Origin of the sequence: Imperialibacter sp., from assembly GCF_040222385.1 — a bacterium.
In the GTDB taxonomy this organism is placed as follows: Bacteria; Bacteroidota; Bacteroidia; order Cytophagales; family Cyclobacteriaceae; genus Imperialibacter.
In genome coordinates this window covers 316,950-339,026 of the sequence record NZ_JAVKDF010000010.1, presented here as the reverse complement: position 1 = coordinate 339,026, position 22,077 = coordinate 316,950, and the positions used below count along the sequence as shown (strand labels likewise).

General features: G+C 46.4%; 16 protein-coding genes and 2 tRNA genes. 6 read left to right on the top strand and 12 right to left on the bottom strand.

The genetic code is table 11. The features are described from left to right. Positions 1-211 precede the first annotated feature (211 nt). Positions 212-3,775, top strand: a complete 3,564-nt coding sequence (locus RIG68_RS02790; RefSeq protein WP_350118370.1) for a caspase family protein — start codon at positions 212-214, stop codon at positions 3,773-3,775. 6 nt (positions 3,776-3,781) lie between these two features. On the opposite strand, the gene RIG68_RS02785 is transcribed toward RIG68_RS02790, so the two are convergent. Then, on the bottom strand, positions 3,782-4,009 hold the full coding sequence (locus RIG68_RS02785; protein WP_350118368.1) for a hypothetical protein: 228 nt from the start codon (positions 4,007-4,009) through the stop codon (positions 3,782-3,784). 325 nt (positions 4,010-4,334) lie between these two features. On the opposite strand from RIG68_RS02785, the gene RIG68_RS02780 reads away from it, so the two are divergent. The 4 genes from RIG68_RS02780 (at position 4,335) to RIG68_RS02765 (ending at position 7,875) form a co-directional block, all read left to right on the top strand. Beyond that, positions 4,335-5,054 carry an orotidine 5'-phosphate decarboxylase / HUMPS family protein gene (locus RIG68_RS02780; protein WP_350118366.1) on the top strand — a complete coding sequence of 240 codons (720 nt, stop codon included), beginning with the start codon at positions 4,335-4,337 and terminating at the stop codon, positions 5,052-5,054. Positions 5,055-5,143: 89 nt separating this feature from the next. Continuing rightward, a complete protein-coding gene (locus RIG68_RS02775) occupies positions 5,144-6,178 on the top strand; it encodes a zinc-binding dehydrogenase (protein ID WP_350118364.1) in 1,035 nt (344 codons plus the stop codon). Between the two features lie 2 nt (positions 6,179-6,180). Continuing rightward, the gene (locus tag RIG68_RS02770; RefSeq protein WP_350118362.1) at positions 6,181-6,984 is read left to right on the top strand and encodes an SDR family NAD(P)-dependent oxidoreductase; all 804 of its coding nucleotides are present in this window, start codon (positions 6,181-6,183) and stop codon (positions 6,982-6,984) included. Positions 6,985-6,987: 3 nt separating this feature from the next. After that, positions 6,988-7,875 carry a sugar phosphate isomerase/epimerase family protein gene (locus RIG68_RS02765; protein ID WP_350118360.1) on the top strand — a complete coding sequence of 296 codons (888 nt, stop codon included), beginning with the start codon at positions 6,988-6,990 and terminating at the stop codon, positions 7,873-7,875. Between the two features lie 28 nt (positions 7,876-7,903). On the opposite strand, the gene RIG68_RS02760 is transcribed toward RIG68_RS02765, so the two are convergent. From RIG68_RS02760 to RIG68_RS02730, 7 genes are all read right to left on the bottom strand, one after another. Continuing rightward, the gene (locus RIG68_RS02760; protein ID WP_350118358.1) at positions 7,904-9,025 is read right to left on the bottom strand and encodes an AAA family ATPase; all 1,122 of its coding nucleotides are present in this window, start codon (positions 9,023-9,025) and stop codon (positions 7,904-7,906) included. 579 nt (positions 9,026-9,604) lie between these two features. Continuing rightward, positions 9,605-10,303, bottom strand: coding sequence for a LytR/AlgR family response regulator transcription factor (locus RIG68_RS02755; protein ID WP_350118356.1), 699 nt, complete (start codon positions 10,301-10,303; stop codon positions 9,605-9,607). A gap of 6 nt (positions 10,304-10,309) precedes the next feature. Next, positions 10,310-12,145 (bottom strand): tetratricopeptide repeat-containing sensor histidine kinase, encoded by a 1,836-nt coding sequence (locus RIG68_RS02750; RefSeq protein ID WP_350118354.1) that lies wholly within the window; start codon positions 12,143-12,145, stop codon positions 10,310-10,312. Positions 12,146-12,356: 211 nt separating this feature from the next. Continuing rightward, complete coding sequence (locus RIG68_RS02745; protein ID WP_350118352.1) at positions 12,357-12,626, bottom strand: GIY-YIG nuclease family protein; 270 nt, start codon at positions 12,624-12,626, stop codon at positions 12,357-12,359. A 42-nt stretch (positions 12,627-12,668) separates the two neighbouring features. Continuing rightward, a tRNA-Arg gene (locus RIG68_RS02740) sits at positions 12,669-12,746 on the bottom strand. Next, a complete protein-coding gene (locus RIG68_RS02735) occupies positions 12,706-12,978 on the bottom strand; it encodes a GIY-YIG nuclease family protein (protein ID WP_350118393.1) in 273 nt (90 codons plus the stop codon). Before RIG68_RS02735 ends, RIG68_RS02740 begins: the two co-directional genes overlap by 41 nt. A gap of 48 nt (positions 12,979-13,026) precedes the next feature. Then, positions 13,027-13,101, bottom strand: a tRNA-Val gene (locus RIG68_RS02730). A 255-nt stretch (positions 13,102-13,356) separates the two neighbouring features. Between RIG68_RS02730 and RIG68_RS02725 the strand changes: the two genes are divergently transcribed. Beyond that, positions 13,357-15,822, top strand: a complete 2,466-nt coding sequence (locus tag RIG68_RS02725) for an AsmA family protein (RefSeq protein ID WP_350118350.1) — start codon at positions 13,357-13,359, stop codon at positions 15,820-15,822. Positions 15,823-15,868: 46 nt separating this feature from the next. Here the strand turns inward: RIG68_RS02725 and RIG68_RS02720 are convergent, their stop codons facing one another. The 4 genes from RIG68_RS02720 to RIG68_RS02705 form a co-directional block, all read right to left on the bottom strand. After that, positions 15,869-17,416 (bottom strand): N-acyl-D-amino-acid deacylase family protein, encoded by a 1,548-nt coding sequence (locus tag RIG68_RS02720; protein WP_350118348.1) that lies wholly within the window; start codon positions 17,414-17,416, stop codon positions 15,869-15,871. A 17-nt stretch (positions 17,417-17,433) separates the two neighbouring features. Continuing rightward, positions 17,434-18,723: a PAS domain-containing sensor histidine kinase gene (locus RIG68_RS02715; RefSeq protein ID WP_350118346.1), complete on the bottom strand. Its 1,290-nt coding sequence runs from the start codon at positions 18,721-18,723 to the stop codon at positions 17,434-17,436. A gap of 135 nt (positions 18,724-18,858) precedes the next feature. Continuing rightward, positions 18,859-19,311, bottom strand: coding sequence for a hypothetical protein (locus tag RIG68_RS02710; protein WP_350118344.1), 453 nt, complete (start codon positions 19,309-19,311; stop codon positions 18,859-18,861). A 71-nt stretch (positions 19,312-19,382) separates the two neighbouring features. Further along, positions 19,383-21,974 carry an ATP-binding protein gene (locus RIG68_RS02705; RefSeq protein ID WP_350118343.1) on the bottom strand — a complete coding sequence of 864 codons (2,592 nt, stop codon included), beginning with the start codon at positions 21,972-21,974 and terminating at the stop codon, positions 19,383-19,385. Between the last annotated feature and the right edge of the window lie 103 nt (positions 21,975-22,077).

Genomic DNA, 22,077 nt, shown 5'->3' with positions numbered 1-22,077 from the left:
AAACAGGAAAGTAAAGGCCTTCTTTTCAAAACGAAGAAAAGTGCATTTTAAATAATTATTAACCGATTGTTATGTCTCTGGCGGTCATCCCCAAATTCGTTGTGGAATCTGAGATAGCTACCCTTTACAAGTTAAAAATAAAGCACAATACATTGCGGCATACTTTTAGCTAAATTGCATTATCAGGTCTTACTTTTTAAAACATACTGTCATGAGACTCCTCCTAAGTTTCCTATTTTTCTTGACTTCATTCGTTGCTGGGGCACAGCTCCCTAAGCTTATTGTGCCGATTGGCCACACCAACCCGGTGATTGGTTTGGAAACGGATCCCTCCAACACCTATCTGTACAGTATTGATGGTGGTTCGGACGTTACCGTTTGGGATATCCGGACAAAAACAGTCGTCACTTTTTTGGAAGGCCACAGTGGCGCCATTACGTCAATTAGTGCCTCAGCTGATGGGAAATATCTCGCTACAGCAGATGCGGCTGGCAAAATTGTGATCCGTCATCAGTCGGACTGGAAAATTTCAGGTATTGCCGATATAGAGGGAAATGTTACTCAAATTCAATTTGATGCAGAAGGAAAATTATTGGGTGCACTTACCACAACTGGCAGGCTATTGTTGATTACAGCCAACAAGCCTCAGGAAGCTTATACTGTTGAATTGGAGGAGAAGAAAATCACCAGCTTCACCTGGAACGCTGCTGGCAAGCTTGCTCTCGGTTGCGCTGATGGCACTTTGGGCATGCGCCAACAGGGTGGTGAGGTAGCTACCATTGTCACCAATTCGGCGAAAGCGGTAACGGGCATTGTGCCAGGAGCAGAAGAAGATTCCTGGGTTTATGTGACAGGAGACGGCGAAGTGACCAATTTTCAAAACGGCAAAACCATCTCCCAAGCCATGTCACCTCTACCAAGAATTATCAGTATGCATGTATCGAAAGATTTGCTGGTATTAACCGGAAGAGGCAGCGCCAGGAACGTCCACTTTTATCCGCTGTCCGGTGGTGAAGAAGCCTCTGACAAAATACAAATCCCAACAGCTTTACTCGAACAATCAGGCAGTGCCATCGGGCTACAAACAGCGATCTTTTCGGCCAATGGGAGAGAACTATTTCTACCTGACTACCAAGGGGGCATTCACGCCTATGACCTGACCACCGGAAAGTACAATGGTGCCTTTGTCGGCCTTGCTTCCAAAATCCTTTCTCTGGCGATTAATAAAAGCGGCACGCAGCTGGCAGTCGGCAGAAACGATGGCGTCGTCCTTTTCGACCTGACAGGCGCCACCGCTCCAAAACAGCTCAAAACTGCCTCTGCACCAGTTATCGGACTTGCCTTCGGAACCAACCAGTATCTGCTGGCTGGTGTGCAACAAAATGGAACAGTGTCTGCCTGGGACACCAAATATGACGCAGTAGTATATAGCAGAGCTACGGGTGAGCAACTGACCTACCCCTACCTGGAAGTGACGTCCGACGACCAGCGCATCATCAAAAAAGTAGACAATGGCACAGGCATTTTCTCAATTAAGAGCGGGAAGAAGCCCAAAATAATCAAGCTGAAAGAAAGCTTTGACCAACGGCTAACGCCCGACGGGAAGCTGCTACTGGCTCAGGACGCCTCGGCCGGCATTACGTTCTATGATACTGAGAACTTCAAAAAACAAAATGCTATTAAAATTGAGGGACTTCAATATTTCGAAGTAAGCGCCGACGGAAAATGGATTGGGGCCGTTGTTAAAAACAAAGGAACCAGCCTCCAGCTTATCGATATGGGCAGTGGTAAGGCGGTGAAAAAGATTGCCGTACCTGATGGCAAAACAATTACAAGGTTGAAGTTTGATCCGACCGGCAAACATCTTGTTACGCTCTCCAATGTGATCAGTAAGGGCAGCAGCCAGGGAGATTACAGTATCACTTTCTGGGATCTTGAAAAAGGTGCTGAAGCTTTCCAACTGAAAGGCCATTCTGCAGCTATTTCAGGGCTGGCATTCAGCAGCTCTGGAGAAGTGCTTTTTTCCTCTGGTTTCGACGGGCTAATTAAATGCTGGTCGTTGAGCGACAAGAAGGAGCTGGCAACCCTAACGCCTTTAAGTGCCGCTGACTGGGCAGTGGTGGCTGACGATGGGCTGTTTGATGCTTCAAGAGAAGCCATCTCCCTAATGCATTATTCGGTTGGTAGGGAGTCCATTGCTCTGGAGCAAATGAAAGACAAATTTTATGAGCCTTACCTTTTACCAAAACTACTTGGCTTTCATAAAGACCCTATCCGGCTATCTCCGAAGCTGGACGGCTTTGACCTGTACCCGGAAATCAAACTGTCACACCCTGAACAAAATGACGGTAAGCTGGGCATCAATCTGAATGACCAGGGAGGTGGTATCGGGCGAATTGTAATTTTTATCAATGGCAAGGAGGTGATTAATGAGTCGAGAGATGTGTCAACCACTACTGATGGTTTTGCCAGCTTCGACTACGGCATTGAAAATCATCCCTACATCAAAAAAGGAGGACTTAACAAAATCACCGTAAAGGCATACAACCAGGATGGCTACCTATCGAGCCCTGAGAAGAGTGTGTACCTGATTGACGAGAACAAAGTTGGCGGTGCCATACCCCCTAAAGTATATGGCATAGTGGCGGGGGTTTCGGACTACCAGGGAAATGACATGGATTTGAAATACGCTGCGAAAGATGCCGAAGACTTTTATGGAGCCATAAAGCTGAGTTCTGAGAGTCGATTTGGAAAAGAGAATGTGAGCGTCAAATTGCTTTCAACGCTCCCAGGCCACGACAAGCCCACAAAAGCAAACCTCGTTTCGGAGCTGGCAAAAATCAAAAATGTGGCTACGTCAAACGACTATCTCGTTGTTTATCTTTCGGGTCACGGTGTGGCTGACAAGGGAGAAGACGCTGACTTTTATTACTTGACAGCCGATGCTTCGAGCATGGAAGTTAGTGGCAATAAAGAGAGAGCTAATTTTTCCCTTTCAAGCAAAGAGATCGCCAAGCTGATTATGGAAGTGCCTACTATCCGGCAGGTGCTTATCATTGATGCCTGTCATTCAGGACAGTTGGCCCAGAATCTTTCGGGCAGCAGCTTCACCATGAGCTCCGAAGAAGCAAGAGCGCTTGAAACCCTGAAAGATCGGACAGGGCTCTATATCATTGCCGGGTCGGCTGCGGATGCAGTTAGTTACGAGGCTTCTGCTTTTGATCAAGGCCTGCTCACTTACTCCCTTTTGTACGGAATGAAAGGTCCCGCCTTAAGAGAAGACCGATACATTGACATTATCAGCCTGTTCAACTTTGCTTCGCAAAAAGTACCCGAGCTGGCCTCAGAAATTGGCGGCATTCAAAAACCAGAAGTGAGAGTGCCTAACGACCTCAACACTTTCGACATTGGGGAACTCAACGGGGAGCAGAGAAAGCAAATTGCTTTGAAGGCCAACAGACCTGCCGTGGCGGCATCTCTTTTCCAAAATGAAGCTTCGTTTATTGACGACTTACAGCTAGGCGAACTGATAGATCAGCGCTTAAAGAAACTTGAAGGCCAGAATAGTCAGGCGGGTGTGATGTTTGTTGACGTAAAAACGTTCCCAGAAGCTTATGTGATCAGGGGAAGGTATACCGAAGACGGAGAGAATATATCAGCAATCGGTGCAGTGTTTCAGGGGAAAAAGAAGATTGCAGACGTAGAGGCAATCTCAAAAGACGCCAATCAATTGGCAGACATGATCATAGACAAGGCGCAGCAGTCAATAAAATAATGGCTGCTAGTTGCAGATAACGCAGGTACCTCCTTCGGCTCTTTCGCAATCGGTCTGTGTAGCGTAGCAGGTACCTGCCCCGGCTTTTGACCATGGGCTTGCCGCCGTGCAGCCTGTGCAGGTGGGATTTTCGTCGTCTCCACCGCAAGAAGCGAAAACCAGCATGCCCGCAAGTAGCACAGCCAGGCTGACTGATGAAAGAATGCGCTTTTTACTTAAAAGATAGGCTTTCATATTATTGGTTGATCGTGCTAATATAGCTAAAGCCCCGAAATTTGTTCGTCACTTTTACAAAGTGTTATTTTTCCCGGCACAAAACCTTGCAATGCCTTTCCACATAATTTCAGGGATTTTCATGGAATTAGTTCCTAAATTATGACCTACCCTAATTTACGACAACTATGAAAACTGCGCTACTCACAAAACCTCCACCTTGTTTTTTCCTGCTAGCCCCAGCCTCACACTTTACACTAAAAAAATAGCGCCCAGTTCTGCATTTCAAGTCCTTTGGATATAACCAACCGACATATCCGACCGAAACAACAACGAACATTCTTTTATGAAACCCATTGTACAAATTTCCCTAGACCTTACCGATATTGACGAAGCACTCAAAACTGCTGCCATGGCACTGCGGGCAGGCGTCGACTGGCTGGAAGCAGGCACGCCGCTCATATTAGCTGAAGGGCTGCACGGATTAAGAAAACTGCGGGAAGCTTTTCCCGGCATACCGATAGTAGCTGACCTCAAAACCATGGACGGAGGCTATCTGGAGGCTGAAATGATGGCCAAAGCTGGTGCTACCCATGTGGTAGTAATGGCCAGGGCTCATGAAGAAACCATTAAATGCGTGGTGCAGGCTGGGAAAGACTTTGGTGTCAAAGTAATGGGCGACAACCTTGGCTGCCCTGATATGGTAGAGGGGGCGAAGTGGCTTGAAGACCTTGGTTGTGACTATGTTGTCCATCATATCGGTTATGATGAACGAAGAGGCATAGCGGCGGCAGGAAAAAGAATGCCTAGTCCGCTGGATCAACTCAGGGCGGTGGTAAATGCTGTGGCGATTCCAGTGCAAGCGGTGGGCGGATTAAGTTTGGAGCAAGCGATTCGGTGCCCTGAATTTGGAGCTCCGTTGGTTGTTTTGGGTGCTCCGCTGACAATTGACGCCGATGCCTTTAAAACAGCTGATGGCAATCTGGAAAGCTCACTGAGGCTGATTTGCGAGAAAGTGCACGGCTATGGGGAGGTAGAAATCAAAACTGTGGCCAATAGGCAATAACTGCAAAAGAAATACCATATCGAAAAAATGATCCGAGGCGTGTGGAGACACCCGCCTCAAACAAAACACACATCACAACAAATAAAATAATGGGAAGCATTAAATCTGTAGCCGTAGTCAACTACTCAGAGGTAAAAGGCTCGGTAGAAATAAGGGAGGTTGAACAGCCTGTGATCGGAGAAGACGAGGTGCTGCTGGAAGTGGCGAATGTCGGTGTTTGTGGTAGCGATCTCCACCAGTGGACGTCGGATCATAGCTGGGCTGTTAACTACCCGGTGGTGCTGGGGCATGAGTTTGGTGGCCATATTGCTCAGATGGGGAAAAGAGTAGCCGATTGGAAGGAAGGCGACAGGGTAGTGAGCGAAACAGCTGCGGTGATCGATCAAAACAATCCCATGTCAAGAAGGGGTTTTTACAACCTTGACCCCAACCGCAAAGGCTTTGGCTATGGTGTGAATGGTGCCATGACAAAATATGTGAAGGTTCCCGCCCGTTGCCTGCACAGGGTGCCGGATCAGCTATCCTTCGAAGAGGCTTGCCTTACAGAACCTTGCTGTGTTGCCTACAATGCCGTAGTGGAAAACAGCCGTATCAAACCCGGCGACAGGGTGGTAGTAATTGGCCCTGGCACCATTGGTATTCTTTGCGCTGCTGTGGCTCAACTTTGTGGAGCTGAGGTAGCTATTATTGGGTTGGAAGCAGATAAAAAGAGGCTTGAGATCGCTAAAAAATATGGACTCCAAACAATTATTGGCGACGCTTCTGAATGGGCAAAAAGAACTGATAGAATGGGAGTCGACTGTGTAGTGGATGCGTCTGGCGTCAGCGACTCTTTGAAAATTGCACTTGATTTGGTTCGGCCCAAAGGCCAAATTACAAAAGTAGGCTGGGGGCCTACTCCTCTTGGCTTCTCTCTTGATCCTATTGTACAAAAGAATGTGACACTACAGGGAAGTTTCAGCCACAACTGGCCTGTTTGGGAGCGAGTCATTGCCCTGCTGGCAAGCGGGTCGCTCAATGTAAAGCCCATCATCGGCGGTGTGTGGCCCGTCACCGATTGGCTGGAAGCGTTCGAGAAAATGCACCACCACGAAATTGTGAAAAGCGTTTTGAAACCTGTTTAAACATGAGACTACAGGACAAAGTAATAATTGTAACAGGGAGCACCACAGGCATCGGCAAAGCCATTGCTTTGCGATGTGTGGCAGAAGGGGCCTCCGTCATCCTTCATGGCCTAGAAAAAGACTGGGGCGAATCCGTGTTGAAGGCCATTGGCAAGGAGCATGCGAGGCTGCACATAGAAGATATCAGCAAGGAAGGAGCACCGCAGCGGCTGGTAGACTTTGCCATTAAGTCTTTCGGCAGGCTGGATGCTATTGTTAATAATGCAGCCAGTGTGTTGTCTTCCAACATTCACACGACCGACGCTGCCTTTCTTCGCAAAGTCATTGAGGTCAATACCATTGCACCATTTAACCTCATCAAAGCCGCTTTGCCAGAGCTGAGAATGAACAGGGGCTGTGTACTCAACATTGGCTCGGTGAATGCCTGGAGTGGTGAACCCAACCTCCTGGCATACAGCATTTCCAAAGGAGCGTTGATGACCATGACCCGCAACCTGGGCGATACACTCCACCGGGAAGACGGAGTCAGAGTGAACCAGATCAATCCTGGATGGGTGCTCACAGAAGTTGAAACCATTCGCAAACGGGAGCATGGTCTGGCCGATGATTGGTACAAAGACCTGCCAGACGTGTATGCGCCAGCAGGCAGAATATTGGCACCAGCAGAAATTGCCGCCGCCGCCGTTTACTGGCTTGCTGATGAAAGTGGGCCTATCAGCGGGCAGGTGGTGGATCTGGAGCAGTATCCCTTCATGGGCAGAAACCCACCTAAAGACACCACTACTATCAAACCAAAGAAAAAATAGATTATGCCTCAAATCGCTGCTTTCCCCAAAGCTTTTATGCAAGCCCTTTGCAAAGACGGAACAATGACGGTTTCAGAATGGATTGAGCTGGCCGTAAAACTTGATATCGACGGACTAGAATGGTATGCAGGGTTTCTGGAGATGGCCAATGAAAAAAACTGGTCTGAGTTCCGAAAACAAGTTGAAGGACATGGGAAGGTGATTCCGATGATGTGCTGCTCTCCCGATTTCACCCACCCCGACAGTGGCTTTCGGCAAAGAGAGATAGAGAAGCAAAAACATTGGATTGACATGACTTATGCCCTTGGAGGCAGCTATTGTCGTGTTCTTTCCGGACAAAAAAGGCCCGAGCTCACTATCAATGAAGGTGTGAAGCTGGCTGTCGATTGCATTGAGGTGTGTCTACCATACGCAGAGGAAAGAAGCATCACATTGATTATTGAGAATCACTATAAGGATGACTTCTGGGAATATCCTGAGTTCGCCCAAAAAGCTGACGTTTTCTGCCAACTGGTTGAAAGCATCGACCATCCAAATTTTGGAGTGAATTACGACCCAAGCAATACTTACCTGGCTGGGGAAGACCCCATCGAGCTACTGAAGCGGGTTTCGCACCGGGTGGTGACGATGCATGCCAGCGACCGGTATTTGAAATACGGATCCATTGAAGATTTGCGGAATGAAGAAGGAGGAGCCGTGGGGTATGCAAAGCGTCTTAGTCATGGCGAAATTGGCAAGGGGCTGAATGATTATGATGCCATTTTTTCTGAATTGAAAAGAGTCAGCTTCGATGGCTGGATCAGCATTGAAGATGGCGTAGACGGCATGGATCAACTGGAAAGAAGCGTGGCTTTTGTGAGGAGAAAGGTGGAAGAATACTGGGGAGAGTGATGACCCGGCCAAAGGTTAGTGTTCTTTGTTACAGATTTTGCAGCCAGCGCATAAGTAAGGTATCGTGCAAAGTATGTCTGCCATCATTTACAATGACGAACTCCTTTTTTGTCAGCGCCTGTAAGGCCGAACTCACTGAGCTTGCCGCTCCAAAGCCATACTTACCCAAAAACTCCTGAGAAAGTGGATTCTCCACCTCTTCAGATTTGGCAATAGCAATCAGCAATTTCCATTGAAAGGCAGTAAGCAATTGCTGGTACGTAGAAAAAATTGGCACTTCCTGGTAAATAATCTCTGCAAGCACTTCATCGAGTACCTTCTGGTCGACAACATTACTCCTTCCATACAGCTTGTTACAAATCAGTTGTACATAGTAGGTTTGCCGCCTTGTCCACTCAAAAATTCTATCGATAAAGGCCGTGTCGATCACCTTCCCAGTGTTGCGGAATCGAACCGAAATAAAATCTGAATACTCAGCAACCGGAAGAGCCTCTAGTTTCAGCATTTGAGCACTTCTATAAAAAGGCCTCGATGCTTCGCTGAACATCGACTCCATCATCTGCCGATGGCTTCCACTGAATACGAAACGTACCATCGGAAATTCCTGCATCCAGGTGCGAAACGTGGCCTCTGCGTGCTCCTCTTTATAATTGACTACTTGTTGAAATTCGTCAATGCAGATCATCACGGGTTTCTTCCTTGCTTCCAGGTATTTGCCCATAGCTTCTAGGGAGGATGGCACAGACTGATCTGGAACAAGGCCAAAAGTAACCTGGGGGGTTCCGCTAAGTGGGTCAACGCCAAAAGTGGCGCCAATAGAGCCAATGAATTTGAGTAAACCAGTCCCTATTCCTTTGCTGGTATCATTTAGCTGATGGACTATGGCAGTTGCGATTCGTTTGTTAGCTTCGCCCAATGTTGAGGTTCCCAAAAGATCAACAAATACGGTGTCTGCCTTTTTGCTCTTATCCAGATGGTAGAAAAAATGCCTGATCAACGACGTCTTCCCCATGCGACGCCACGAATAAAGCACTGTGTTTCGCTCGTTATAAAATTGCTCCATCATCCAGGCTAACTCCTGAGCCCGGTCACAGAAGTGCTCAGGGCTATGATAACCTGAAACAATGAAAGGGTTCGCCGATGGCCTCATACTTGTCTATTTATTACGAATCTTTCGTTACGTAAAGTTCGTTACGTAAAGTTCGGAATAAAGATGGGGAATACCAAACAGCCGGATATACAAGTAAAATGTGTTTGGTATTGTGAAGCCGCAGATGCGGGCTATCTCATTTCAAGGCAAAAAAAGAAGGTGTTCTACCAGAACACCCCTTTCAACGCTGCCTATTCGCACAGTATTTCTACTTTACGATCAGACTGCTAATATTTTGTGGGTTAGCCTAAGGCCCGTCTCCTAAAAAAGGAGAGCGTCCTTAGGCCGAGGTCAGGTCGATGGCCTCATTGTTGTTTATGAATCTATTTTTTAAATCTGTTGTAGGAGAAAATGCCTCAAATCGTCTGAATGAGCACCTGATGAATCTGGCTTTGAACGCTGCGGCTTTCGGAAATTGGCCGAGCAGCAATATGTCACAAATATTCATTAGGCAGCTATAAAGCTCGTCTGATAAGACTTTCTCTGCTCTAAGGTGCTCAAATACTACCTGGCGAAGTAGCCCTATTTAGCCAACGACATGATTTTTTTAGTGATCGACAGAAGCAAACGAGAATGTGATTACAGAAGGGAAATTTTAGCCATAAAATCTGACTTATAGGCCCGCCCTATGGGGATTTTTGTTTTGTCGAAAAAAACGTACCCCTCGCTGATCATCGTGATTCTGGAAAAGTTGATGAGGTAAGATTTATGCACTCGTTCGAAACCAAAGGCCAGCAGTTTGTCCTCAATACTTTTTAGTGTGTGACTGATGATGTGCGATTGACCCGAAACAAAAATTTTTGCGTAGTTATCAAATGCCTCCACATAGTCAATGTGGTCCGGATCAACCGACACCAAACCTTCTTTATCTTTTATAAAGAACTTTTCCGGTTTGGCTCGCCTGGCAGACCGGATTTTATGAAAGGCCATTTCAACGTTTACCTGTATATCCTGCTGGTTGAATGGTTTTAGGATGTAAGCAACAGGATTCACTTCCTTCGCTCGACTCAGCGTATCCGCATCGTAATAGGAGGTTATAAAAATAAACGGGGTTGGGTTTGTGCGATTAATGAACTTTGCCACATCTATGCCATCTTTCTCACCCGAGAGATTTACATCCAACAGCACCAAATCAAATGTTGACTCAGTAAGCTTTTTAAGAGCGTCTTCGTATTTGAGAGATATTTTGATGTCGCTGACACCAAGATCCTGTAGATGAAAAGAAAGATCATCAGCAATCAGCGGTTCATCCTCTACTATGAGTACCTTTTTCTCCATGATCTTTTACGCCAACTTAAAACTAGAAATGAGCAAAGAGGCTTCTGTGCCGTTATCGAAATTAAAGCTGACAGTGGCTTCTAATTTCATTGCAAGTGATCTGATCATTCGGATCCCAAAAGAATCAGATTTACTAATGTCTTTTTTGCTGCCTACTCCGTTGTCACAAACCTTCAATTCTAGTTGGTTGTTTGCTCTTTTTAACCATATTGAGATATTCCCTTCCTTGTCATTGGGAAAAGCGTGCTTGAATGAGTTGCTTATCAATTCGTTCAGGATAAGGCCGATGGGTATGATGGTATCTACATCGATATTAAGGTTTTCGATGTCGTAGGTCACCGACACCCGCTCCGCTTCGACGCCATAGGAGGAACGGAGCGTGCTGGTGAGATTTTCAATGTAATCCAGGGCATCTACGCCAGCCAGGTTTTCGTTTTGGTAGAGCTTCTGATGGATCAGCGCCATTGACTTTACCCTGTTCTGTCCCTCATTCACAGCATCCTTGGCTCCTTTGTCTTCGATGTACCTCGATTGCAAACTTAACAGGCTCGAAATAATTTGAAGGTTGTTTTTGACCCGATGGTGAATCTCCTTTAGAAGCAGCTCCTTATCCTTCAATGACTTGGATATTAACTTGTTGGATTTTGTTTTGGAGCGAATGAGCACCCCTAGGAAAATTGCTCCCACAATTACTATAAGCGTAACAAATAAGTATATGTTTCGCTGATTGACGGACTGCTGGTTTTCGAGTTTGAGCTCAGTAATTTCCTGCGCTTTCTTTTCGCTCTCATACTTCGCTTCAAGCTCTACCAGCGCCTTTGCCGATTTCTCATTGATTAGGGAGTCGTTCAACACAACATACAGATTCAGGTATTCGTTAGATGTTTTATAGTCTCCGGTGGCCTGATATGATTGATACAGTAATTGTGTTGCATCTACGGCCGAAGGAAGAGTTTCTGTTTCATCAGCGAGAAGCATCAGTCTTTGGGCGTATTCAATCACTTTTGTAAAATCTCCAAGTTCGAAAAGTATCTGTCCGGCGTTTTTCAACGAAGTCGTTCTAATATCGACATCAGGATTGGTACCCAGGAGCATCTCATCATAAAGGGACAAGGCCTCTACCATTTTACCCTGATTCTCAAACAGTCTGGCTAAATTAATCTTGTTGTAGTCCCTTAAGTAAGGATCACTATTTTCCCTTTCCATTAGCTGGGAAGCCAATTGATGATACTCAAGTGCCTTTTCGTATTCCTTTGTCTTATTGTAAATCAGAGCCAGACCAACATAGCTGTACTCCATTTGTGCAGTGTCTTTTATCGACTTTGCATGCTCAAGACCCCGGAGGCTGTACTGCTCGGCTTTGTCGTTGTCTCCCATGCTGAAATAAATGCTGGCCAGGTTGGCAATGATGGAGCCTTCAAAACTCTGGCTCATGAAATCTGCTTTCCCCTCCACGGCCTTCAGGGCATTCTGAAAGCTTTCAAAAGCCACTTCGTTATTTCCCCTTTGCCGACTTACATTGCCTATACCGTTATGAGCCCTCGACTTGAGCAAATGCTGGGGCTCACCGGCAAATTGCAGTGCCTGTTCAAAAAAGTACATGGAAGAGTCTGCCTTACCGGAAATGCCGTAAGTGATGCCACAGCGGAGAAAGAATTCAGCTTTAACGGAGTCGCTCTCATCATCTTTAAGTAGTCTTTTTCCCTCTGTAATTAGCCTCAACTTGTTTACAGGGTTTTGAATTGTGTCGATCTGGCTTATCACCTCCGACAGAGATTGCTGCGCATTGGCGACAGAACAGCACCACAACAAAAGTGCTAATGAGTGAACTTTCTTTAACATATAATATAGGCAGTCGGTCGATTGAGTCATTCCGGAGAAGTCCTCAGTAGTGCCTAAGATAGTAAATTTGAGTTTTAGACAGTCGTTTGTGGGGATGCAATACAGGAATGGCAAAAATAAAAAAGGCCATCCATTTCTGAATGACTTTTTATTGTGACCTCGCAATCGGTTCAGCCGCAACAGCGAACGGCCCTTGAACCCTCCCGGCCTATCAGCCGGGATGCCGCGAACTAGCTGAGCCAATGAGCCTTTCGATTCTTTTTCTGCCTTTCCACGCTTTTACTTCTCGCTCTCTCTGATAGGCCCTTGTCTTTTCTCGGTATTCTTCTGAGTAGACGATTGTCCAGTCTCCGACTCCTCCGGTAAACCCTTTGTGTTGAGAATTGTGTTTTCGTAACCTTTCAGACAAATTATCGCAGGTATGACCAATGTAAAATTTACCCTTTGAGTCGGAGAATAATATGTAGAAGTAACAAGGCATGGATAAAAATAAAAAAAGTCACCCATTTCTGAGTGACTTTTGTGGGCCCACAAGGATTCGAACCTTGGACCCTCCCGGCCTAGCGGCCGGGATGCTCTGAACCTGCTGAGCCTATGAGCCTTTCAATTCTTCTCCTGCTTTTCCATTCTTTAACTTCTCGCTCTCTCTTGTAGGCTCGTGCCTTCTCTAGGTATTCTTCTGTGTAGACGATTGTCCAGTCTCCAACCCCGCCGGTAAACCCTTTGTGATCTGAATTATGGCGGCGCAGCCTCTCAGGTAAGTCATCGCAGGTGTGTCCTATATAGTATTTGGATCTCCTCTCAGACCAAAGAATGTAGAAATAACAAAGCATGGACAAAAATAAAAAAAGGCCATCCATTTCTGAATGACCTTTTGGATGTGGGCCCACAAGGATTCGAACCTTGGACCCCCTGCTTGTAAGGCAGGTGCTCTGAACCAGCTGAGCTATGAGCCCCACTATTTATTATTCTCACATTCATGGTCTTTGACCCTCCCGACCCGAAAGTCGGGATGCTCTGAACCAGCTGAGCTATGAGCCCCTTTTCAAAAAGCTGTTGTTTTCACAACCCGCTTCCAGGTTAGGGAGTGCAAATGTAGTACCCTTTTGTATTTTTGCAAATAGGTTAATAAAAAATATTTCTTAGCTCATAAAATTTATATCCTCAGCGTTGTATCGTAGAAACGCCTTTGATTTGTTTAATTTTATCCTGTGAAAATTCCACGACTAGCCGCACTGATACTTACCGGAGTAATTGCTTTTGTCACTGCCACGCTATTGGCTTGCTTGCTGTACATTCAAATCAACCGTGATGAGTTCATTCAATACTTTCTGGACAATGTAAATAAGAGACTCACCACCCCGGTTAAAGTAGGGCACATCGACATTTCGTATTGGGATAGTTTCCCCAACATATCGATTGTCTTGCAAAAGGTTGAAGCAGGTACACCCGAAAACCCGCTGGTGAGTATCGGGCGATTATCGTTCAGTTTTCACCTATGGAACTTCCTTGATAAAAATTATCACATTCGTCAGCTCAATGTAGAAAAGGCCGAGATTAATCTCCTGATAGATGAAAATGGCGTCAGGAATTTCGATGTGTTTAAGAAGAAAGTAGTGGATGAGGAATCTCCCCAGCTAACTATTGGCAAACTGAGAATTTCCAACAGCAAGGTTCGCTATGAAGACCGACCCGCTGAGCTACTAAGCTATTGGGAGTTCAGCCAGGCGCACTTCGATATCCAATCCATCAACAGCCCTCAGGTTTTCTCGGGCCATTGGAAAGGGACCAATCTGAAAACGGTTTACCAGAGCTTCTCCTACCTGGAACGACGGCTCCTGGAAATAGAACTTCTGGGAGTTAGGATCGACAAGGGGCATCTGACCGAGATCAAGTCCTGGGAACTAAAGGAAACCAACCACAACCTGACCGGCAAGCTAACCTCATCAAGCCCAGACGAACTGCTTCTGGAGTGGGCTGGCAGCACAAAGTCCCTGGCGGATTTGCTTGGTAACATACCCGCTGGATGGCCGACTAACTGGCCCAGCTACGGCCTGGATGGCGAGGCGACATTTAGTGGAAGCTACACCAAACAAAATGGGAGGCCAACCCTGGACACCGACTTTAGCGGGCAGCATGTCCGGTTCCTTTACCCAAGCCGCCAGCTAACTTTTGCGGACTTTAGTTTGGATGGTCGACTTACTACAAACCTTCAATCCGATGGAACGAGTCTGCAACTGCAAAACCTATCGGGGACGATGAACAGCTTTCCCCTGCAAGGCAACGCCACCATCACCAACATGGCCACTATGCACACCAGGGCCGAACTGGAGGGCAATATGACACTCGCACAGTTTGAGAAAATCGTGCCCGATTGGGGTATAAAAAGCGAAAGCGGCACGCTGAGCTACCTCCTTGGTTTTGAGGGAAAGCTGGATGAAAAAGCAACTGGCGATTGGCTGATAGATGGAGAAACAACTATCCAGGATGCTACCTTTTCGTGGCAAAGTTACCCACTGTTGTTCCGGGAGTGGAGTGGCATTCTACTTTTCAATGACCGTGATGTTGCATTTACAGAAACTACCGGCAAACTGGGTAACAGCGATCTGCGGATCAATGGGCTGCTGCGAAACTTTCATTTTTTCTATGAGGAGAAAAACAACTTGCTACTGGTAGAAGGCAAGGTATCAGCGAACAGGTTAGACCTGAACGAGCTGCTAGCCAATAAAAATACCTCTAACGGAGACGGCGGTGCTTATTCGCTTACAGTGAGTCCCAAGCTTCGTGTGAAACTAACTGCAGAGGCTGAAACGGTGGTTTTTGACAGGTTTACTGGCAAAAATGTGAATGCAGAAGTTCTTATTCAAAACCGGCAGGTGTATGTGAAAAAACTTGATTTCTCCACCATGGGCGGCGACATCAAGCTTACCGGCAACTTATCGGACCAGCCCGGCGACACGCTCCTTACCTACTTCTCAGGGGAGGTAAAAAACCTCTACATCGATAGCGTGTTCTACGTTTTTCATGATTTCGGACAATCCTGGATGCAAAGCAAGCACATCAAAGGGCAGCTCTTTGCCGACTTTGATGTAGACATGGGCGTTCACAACAACCTCAGTTTTATGTCAGACCTGTTCAGGGCTCGGATAAACGCCCGTGGCGTCAACGGTGAACTCATTAACTTCGAGCCAATGCAGGAACTCTCCAGGCTTGTAAGAGAAGAGAAGCTAGGCCATTTAACTTTCGGTGAAATCACCAATCAGTTCCTTATCGAAAACAGGAAAATCCTGATTCCCAGCATGGAGATTCGGTCAAACGTGTCAAACATAACGCTTAGTGGCACCCACACTTTCGATCAGCAAATCGACTACCGCCTGAAGGTCCCTTTATTCAACAAACAGCGCCGCCGGGACAATGATGAAAGCTTTGGTGCGATAGAAGAAGACGAAAGGGGGAATATCTACGCCCATGTGAAGATTGCCGGCACAACAGATGACTATAAAGTTAGCTACGACGCCCGAAGCGCCGCCAAAAGCCTGATCGAAAACATCAAGGAAGAAGGCAAGGTGCTGCTTCAGGAAATCAGGAAGGATCCGGCAAAAAAACCCGGCACTTTACAGTTAAAGGAAGATGAGTTTTTCGAGTTTGAGGCCGACACCACAAAAAAAGGAAATTGACAGGAAGAACAACTCTGCGGCAAATTCGATATTAAGCAAACAGCAACTACTCTCTTCTCAAAAGTTTTCCATTTCGGCTTTCCACAAACTCTCCATTGCTTCTCGCCAACTTGCCATTGACCAAAACAAAATCGAAACCCTCGGTAAGGTGATGCGGATGCTGAAAATCGGCCTTTACCTTGATCTTAGCCGGGTCGAAAATTGCTACATCAGCTTTGTAGCCCACCTTTAGCAGGCCCCTGTCTTTTAGCCCGATAATTTCAGCTGTTTGTCCGCTCATTTTATGAACGACTTGTTCCAGCCTAAAATATTCACCTTGTATAGTGTAAGTCTCAATCATTTTACCGAAGCTGCCGTAGCCTCTCGGGTGTCTCATACCCGGGCTGCCGTCCGACGATACCACCACATAGTCACTCTTCATCAAAGCGATCTGTAGGGAATCGTTCATTACAAAGTAAGCCGCACTCGCTCCCCTGGGCCCAATATCATCAATGAGGATGTCTTCAAAAGGCTTGTCGAGCTCTTTCTCAAGGTCAGCCAGCGTTTTACCTGCATAGGGAGCTGTGCCAAACAGGGTCGCAGCCGGCCCATTTCTTTGAGCAATCTTATTTCGCAAAAACTCTTCCAATTCACCCCTTCTCGCCTTTTTAACTAAGTTGAAATTGGCTGGAGGAATGGCCCAGTCGGGGAACACAATACCTATGCCTGTGAAACTGGCCATGTATGGGTAAACATCAGCACTTACCCTGTAGCCAAGCGTTTCGTACTTTGTAAGGATAGAAGTAATTTCGAGGGCTCTCTTTGTACCCTCGCCATAAACTGATTTAAGGTGAGATACGTGCACAGGAGCCCATTGACCCAGGCCCAGAAATTCATCCAGAGAGGCTTCCAGTTTGTCGTTGTCCTCGTTGCGGATGTGGGCCATTAATACACCATGGTAACTGCCCACTATTTTTGCCAGTGCCTGTAATTCCCTTTCTCCGGAATACCTACCCGGCACATACTCCAGCCCCATGGTCAGCCCGAAACTCCCCAACTGAAGCTGATGATCCAGTTCGGCAGCCATCATTGCCATGTCTGCCTCACTTAATTCCTCTTCAAAAGGTATTTCTATTTCCATTCGCAACGAACCGTGGCCAGTGAACGGAGCAATATTAAGTGCTGGCCTGACACTGTCGACGGAAGCCTGCCATGCACCAAATTCTCCTTTTGAGTCACTTGAGCCATCCTGCCCCAGGCAAATAGTAGTAACTCCCTGCGCAAGAAAGTTGTAAAACTGAGGCGTTTTGATCGGATCACCGTGCGCATGAGCATCGATGAAACCTGGTGAAACCACTTTTCCCCTGGCGTCTATCTCGACTATGGCTGCCCTTGTGGAATCCAGCTGCCCAATGTAGGCGATTGTGTCAGCCTGAATGATGATACTGGAGGCAAACGCTGGCTGACCCGATCCGTCTATTATCCTACCATTTCTGATAATTACATCGAATTTCTCAATGGCCCTCAGGTTTTCCGGAAGGCTGGGCTTGGGTGCACACCCTAGCATGCAAGCGCCAATGACCACAAGACGGGCGGCAGTCGATTTCCATTTCATACGGGAAGATAATGGAATTACGACAACTGAGGAGAGCACGCAAGAGGAATGGAAATAATAAAGGTTGTCGACTCTTCGTCCGACGACTGTAGCGCCAGCGATCCGCCGACCCTTCCAAGAGCGCTGGATGCAAGGTAGAGACCCAGGCCTGATCCCTTTGACTCTTCGGCACCTCTGTAGAAAAGTGTGAAAATATGGTCCCTCACTTCTTTCTTTACGCCTATGCCGTTATCAGTTACCCTAACCTGCAGATGAGTTTCCGTCCTGACATAATCAATTACAATTGTTGCCTTTCTTACTCTTGCAGGGGCTCTAAAATTGATGCTGTTTTCGATCAGGCTATCAAGTGCCACCCGAAAAAAATACTTGTCGCACCAAACAGTTGTGTCCGGACTTTCGGTTAGTGTGAGCGTAACATTCTGGTCTGCCAGGTCAAAGCTAAAGGCCTTGACAGACTCGTTGATCATGGAACGAAGGCTTCGCTCTTTCGCTTCAAGCTCCCGGCCTTTAATGCTGTTGATAATCAAAAGCCTTTGCAAAGACTTGTCCAGCTTGTAGGCGGTTTGACCAATCAGCCCGAAGTATTCCATCGAATCCGACACGTCGTGAACAGTTTTTCCCAATTCGGACAAACCAATCATTCTGGCGATTGGGCCTCTCAAATCGTGAGAAGCCCTATACACAAAGTTGTTGAGTTCATTCACAGAGCTGGTCAGATCTTCCTGCGATTTCAGCATATCGGAAATGTCGTGCACCAAAACCATGTTGGCACTGACTCCTTTATAGTCTACTGCGTGCGTAAATATCTCGACAAATATGCTGGCTCCGTTCTTCTTTAGGTGCTTCCGCCTCCCTGTCAGGCGGAAAAAGTCTCCCTGCTCAGCTGGTTTTGGCGAAACATCGCCGGGCTGCGCTTCCACTTGTATATCTTCAAGGATCATTGTCAAAAACTCGGCCCTTGAATAACCATAAATACTTACCGAAGTTTCATTCACATCCAGTATCCTATGAGTGCCGGCGTCGTACACCCACATGGGCAGTGGGTTTTGGTTAAAAAGCAATCGGTATTTCTGCTCGTTTCTTAAGGCTTCTGTTTTCTCCTTTCTCAGCTCTCTGGTATTGATCTTTATGAGATAGTACAGCAATACTGATGTAGAGGCAACAAAGAAAAGTCCCTTATAGCTCTGAACCTCAGAGAGTAAATTTATATCTCTCACCAGGTAGGATACAATTTTATCTGACAGCACGATGTACATCGTAGCCATCAGAAAATAAACCATTACTATGCGAAATGAAGTTAATTTCATCAATTGTGCCTTTATTGATCAGATCCAGTCAAGGTAAGCGCAGAAAGGCAGCACCACAATGACGTGCCTCAGCACAATTTCAGGAATAAATCAAGCATAGCAGGAAAACTATGGGCAATGAGTGCTCGAATCAGGCTAAAACCTAAACAGGCGAGCCGACTCCGACCACGGAATGCGTGAAAGAATCAGTATCAGTGCGATTCCAAAGAATATGGCCTGCAGCTTAAATTTCTTTTTGTCGACGGAGGTCTTTTTCACCCGAATACTTCCAATTTGTGCTACCACAACGGCCACTATCATTATGGAGATGTGCTCCACTGCCCAGTACCTCACGGCTCCCACTTTCATGGCCATTTTCATGTTTTCCATGGCTGTGGTGGTTATAGGGCTAAACACAAAGTAGAGCAGCAACCCGACAAGCAGCTGAAGGTGAAGGGTGCCCATCAAAGAGGAAGCAAGTATCTTATCTTTTTTGAGGTATTCTTTACCTCCACCCATTCCCATGACAGAATTGAAAAGCACAACAATGAACAGAATGAGGGTTATCCAGCGAACCCATGAGTGGGCAAAAAGAAGTATTTCGTACATTATTTGAATGGTTGAAGGCAAAGGTAATTACTATTTGCCGATTCGTCAAAAGTGCATATCACCAGGAGCATTCAGGACAGTACGGCTTCATCAATTTCTACGCAATCCGGAATTTCAACGATGAAGCGGCTACCTTTGTCGAAGGCGGTTTCCACATGGATTTTAGCCGAAAGTTTTTCAGCTGCTTTGGCAACAATATAGAGTCCTAACCCATTGCCTTTCGATTTTTCAGTGGCCTTGAAGTACATAGTAAAGATGTTAGACCTGTGCTGATCGGGAATGCCATGCCCATTGTCCTCAACCTCAATCACCATGTTTTGGCCTTTGGGGAAAGCATTGATTTTTATGTAGGGGTGCAGCTTACTTGAAAAATTAAGGGCGTTCTCTATGAGATTGTCCAGGATGATGGAGACAAGTGCCGGATAGGTGGTAATGGCACTCTCGATCTGAATATCTAAAATGACTCGTACACCAAGCTCTTCTACGGCCTGAGTGTGCTTCTCCAGGCAGTTTTCTATCAAGTCTCTAACAATTACATTCTTAAAAGACAACTCCATGGCCCCTATGTCCGATATCGACTGCAGCTTGTACAACATTTTATCGAGATTTTCCGCCGTAACTCTCACCAGTTTGAAAAGCTCAATCGCCTGCTCATTTTTGATGGTGATTCTCGCTACATCTGCCAACCCCATCAGTGTAGTTAGCGGCCTTCTGAAGTCATGCGACGAGCGGTAAAAAAATGTGTCGAGTTCAGCATATGCCTGCTTAAGCTGACTGGTGCGTTCATTTACTTTTTGCTCCAGATTGTTATTGACATCGAGGATTGCTTCGTTTGCCCCCTTTAGCTGCTCATTAACTCTTTTCAGGTCTCGCTGGGTTTCGTCTAGTCTTCGGTACAGATAAATCATCACAGCAACAAAAACTGAAACCAGGCTCAGAAAAATAACGACAATGTAAATCTGCCGTTTCTGATCCCTTATTTCAGCATTCTGAAGCTGCAACAAATCCTCCTGTAACTGTCTTTCCCTTTTCAGCCCATTTATCTCACCCTCCTTTTGCTTCAAGTCGTAAATACCCTGAAGCTCCGCTATCTTGTTGGCGCTATTTTCAGAAAATATGCTGTCGTTCAGTATCTCGTACTTTTTACGAAATTCAAGGGCGGCCTTGAAATTACCTCTGGCTTCGTGGAGTGTTGCATACGACTGATAGGTATTTCGCAAAGATAGCCTGGAGGTGCCCATGGTATCCATTTCAAGTGCTCGCTTCAGAAAATCCTCAGCCTCATCGTATCTTTTCATTTTCATTAGCAGGTTGGCCGCACCTCTGTACAAATAAACCTGGCTATGCACATTTCGGACAGGCTTTGCCTGCTCCATGGCCGCCAGTAGCTGGCTGAGCGCCTTCTCAGTATCTCCGAGTTGCTCCAGCACGAATGACTCATTGAATAGCGTGGCAACGACACCCCTTGTATAGTTAATTTCTCTTCTTATTGCCAGCGACAACTGAAACTCTTCGATCGACTCTTCGAACCGGTTTTGAAGAAAAAAGATCAGCCCGAGCGTGTTATGCGAATACGCAATATCAAACCTGCTTCCCAGTTTTTCACTCAACGCCAGGGACCTGTTGGCGTAGTCGGTGGCCAGGTCAAGCTTTCTCTCCTCTTTAAACACCCATGCTATCTTTCCATAAATCGTGGCTATCTCCGCTTCAAGGCCTCTTGCCTCAGCAATTTCAAGCGCCTTAAAAAAATAGTCGAGCGCAAGGTCAAACTCCGCAATCTGGATATTCAGGCTCCCTGCCTTGATGAATAGCTCCGCTTGCTGCACGGGGTAATAATAGGTTTTCGTTAGCTCAAGTGCATGTTGCATTCTGCGCAGCGCCTCTGCAAAGTTTCCTCTTTCGTAGTAGAACTCGGTATTTTGCAAGTCACATTTGATAAGGTAGTAGTGATCACCGATTGAGTCGGCCAGGAAACACATTTCGTCCAGGGCAGCCTTCGACTCATCTACCCGCAGAAGATTGCCGTACACCTCACCCAACAGCGTAAACAACTCCAGTCTCTGAAAATCTGTTCGGGTATTGTTCAGCAGGTGCCTGGCGCTATCAAGAAATGTCAATGCTTCCCTATTATCCCACCGCTTCGTGGCTATTCTACCCAGGCCTATGTACAGCCTTGGCAACCAATAAGACCCTGATTTTTTAGCAATGGGCAAGGTGCTTTCGAACACTTGCCGGGCCGAATCATATTTGGCGGTTGCCGTCAGACAGTCGCCAATGAGGGCCAAAGCATACACATCGTTCTCTGTGCTGTTTGGGTCTTTGATAGAGAGAGATTCCCGAAATTTGAAAACGGCAGAATCAAAATTCGCCTTCCCAAAAAAACCGATGCCCTCAAGCAACGTAGCGTATTTTATTCCCACAGGGTAGTCTATGCTTTTAGCAAGCTGTAGGGCCCTGGCGGCATAGGATCTGGCCAACGTGTCATTTAAGTCGTAGTAACTATAAGACAGGTCATTCAACAAATCTACCCTCTTAAAAGAGTCCTTTTCGCTTTTGAGCTTTTCCGTGAGATCTTGTTGTATATCGGATTGACCAATAGCTACCGGCGCATTAGCATGTAGTGCCAGGCAAAATACAACCGATATGCAATTGAATCCTTTCAAAGGATGTCAGATAAGTGATGGATTGGATAATTTATTCAAAAAATATCAATATTAAAAGCCTCCAATCAAAAGCCAGTCCTGCATTTTATGCGCAGAAAGGCGA

Bases quoted from the DNA above. Each gene is read 5' to 3' on its own strand.
- RIG68_RS02790 (WP_350118370.1), top strand. From the start codon at position 212: ATGAGACTCCTCCTAAGTTTCCTATTTTTCTTGACTTCATTCGTTGCT.
- RIG68_RS02785 (WP_350118368.1), bottom strand. From the start codon at position 4,009: ATGAAAGCCTATCTTTTAAGTAAAAAGCGCATTCTTTCATCAGTCAGC.
- RIG68_RS02780 (WP_350118366.1), top strand. From the start codon at position 4,335: ATGAAACCCATTGTACAAATTTCCCTAGACCTTACCGATATTGACGAA.
- RIG68_RS02775 (WP_350118364.1), top strand. From the start codon at position 5,144: ATGGGAAGCATTAAATCTGTAGCCGTAGTCAACTACTCAGAGGTAAAA.
- RIG68_RS02770 (WP_350118362.1), top strand. From the start codon at position 6,181: ATGAGACTACAGGACAAAGTAATAATTGTAACAGGGAGCACCACAGGC.
- RIG68_RS02765 (WP_350118360.1), top strand. From the start codon at position 6,988: ATGCCTCAAATCGCTGCTTTCCCCAAAGCTTTTATGCAAGCCCTTTGC.
- RIG68_RS02760 (WP_350118358.1), bottom strand. From the start codon at position 9,025: ATGAGGCCATCGGCGAACCCTTTCATTGTTTCAGGTTATCATAGCCCT.
- RIG68_RS02755 (WP_350118356.1), bottom strand. From the start codon at position 10,303: ATGGAGAAAAAGGTACTCATAGTAGAGGATGAACCGCTGATTGCTGAT.
- RIG68_RS02750 (WP_350118354.1), bottom strand. From the start codon at position 12,145: ATGTTAAAGAAAGTTCACTCATTAGCACTTTTGTTGTGGTGCTGTTCT.
- RIG68_RS02745 (WP_350118352.1), bottom strand. From the start codon at position 12,626: ATGCCTTGTTACTTCTACATATTATTCTCCGACTCAAAGGGTAAATTT.
- RIG68_RS02735 (WP_350118393.1), bottom strand. From the start codon at position 12,978: ATGCTTTGTTATTTCTACATTCTTTGGTCTGAGAGGAGATCCAAATAC.
- RIG68_RS02720 (WP_350118348.1), bottom strand. From the start codon at position 17,416: ATGAAATGGAAATCGACTGCCGCCCGTCTTGTGGTCATTGGCGCTTGC.
- RIG68_RS02715 (WP_350118346.1), bottom strand. From the start codon at position 18,723: ATGAAATTAACTTCATTTCGCATAGTAATGGTTTATTTTCTGATGGCT.
- RIG68_RS02710 (WP_350118344.1), bottom strand. From the start codon at position 19,311: ATGTACGAAATACTTCTTTTTGCCCACTCATGGGTTCGCTGGATAACC.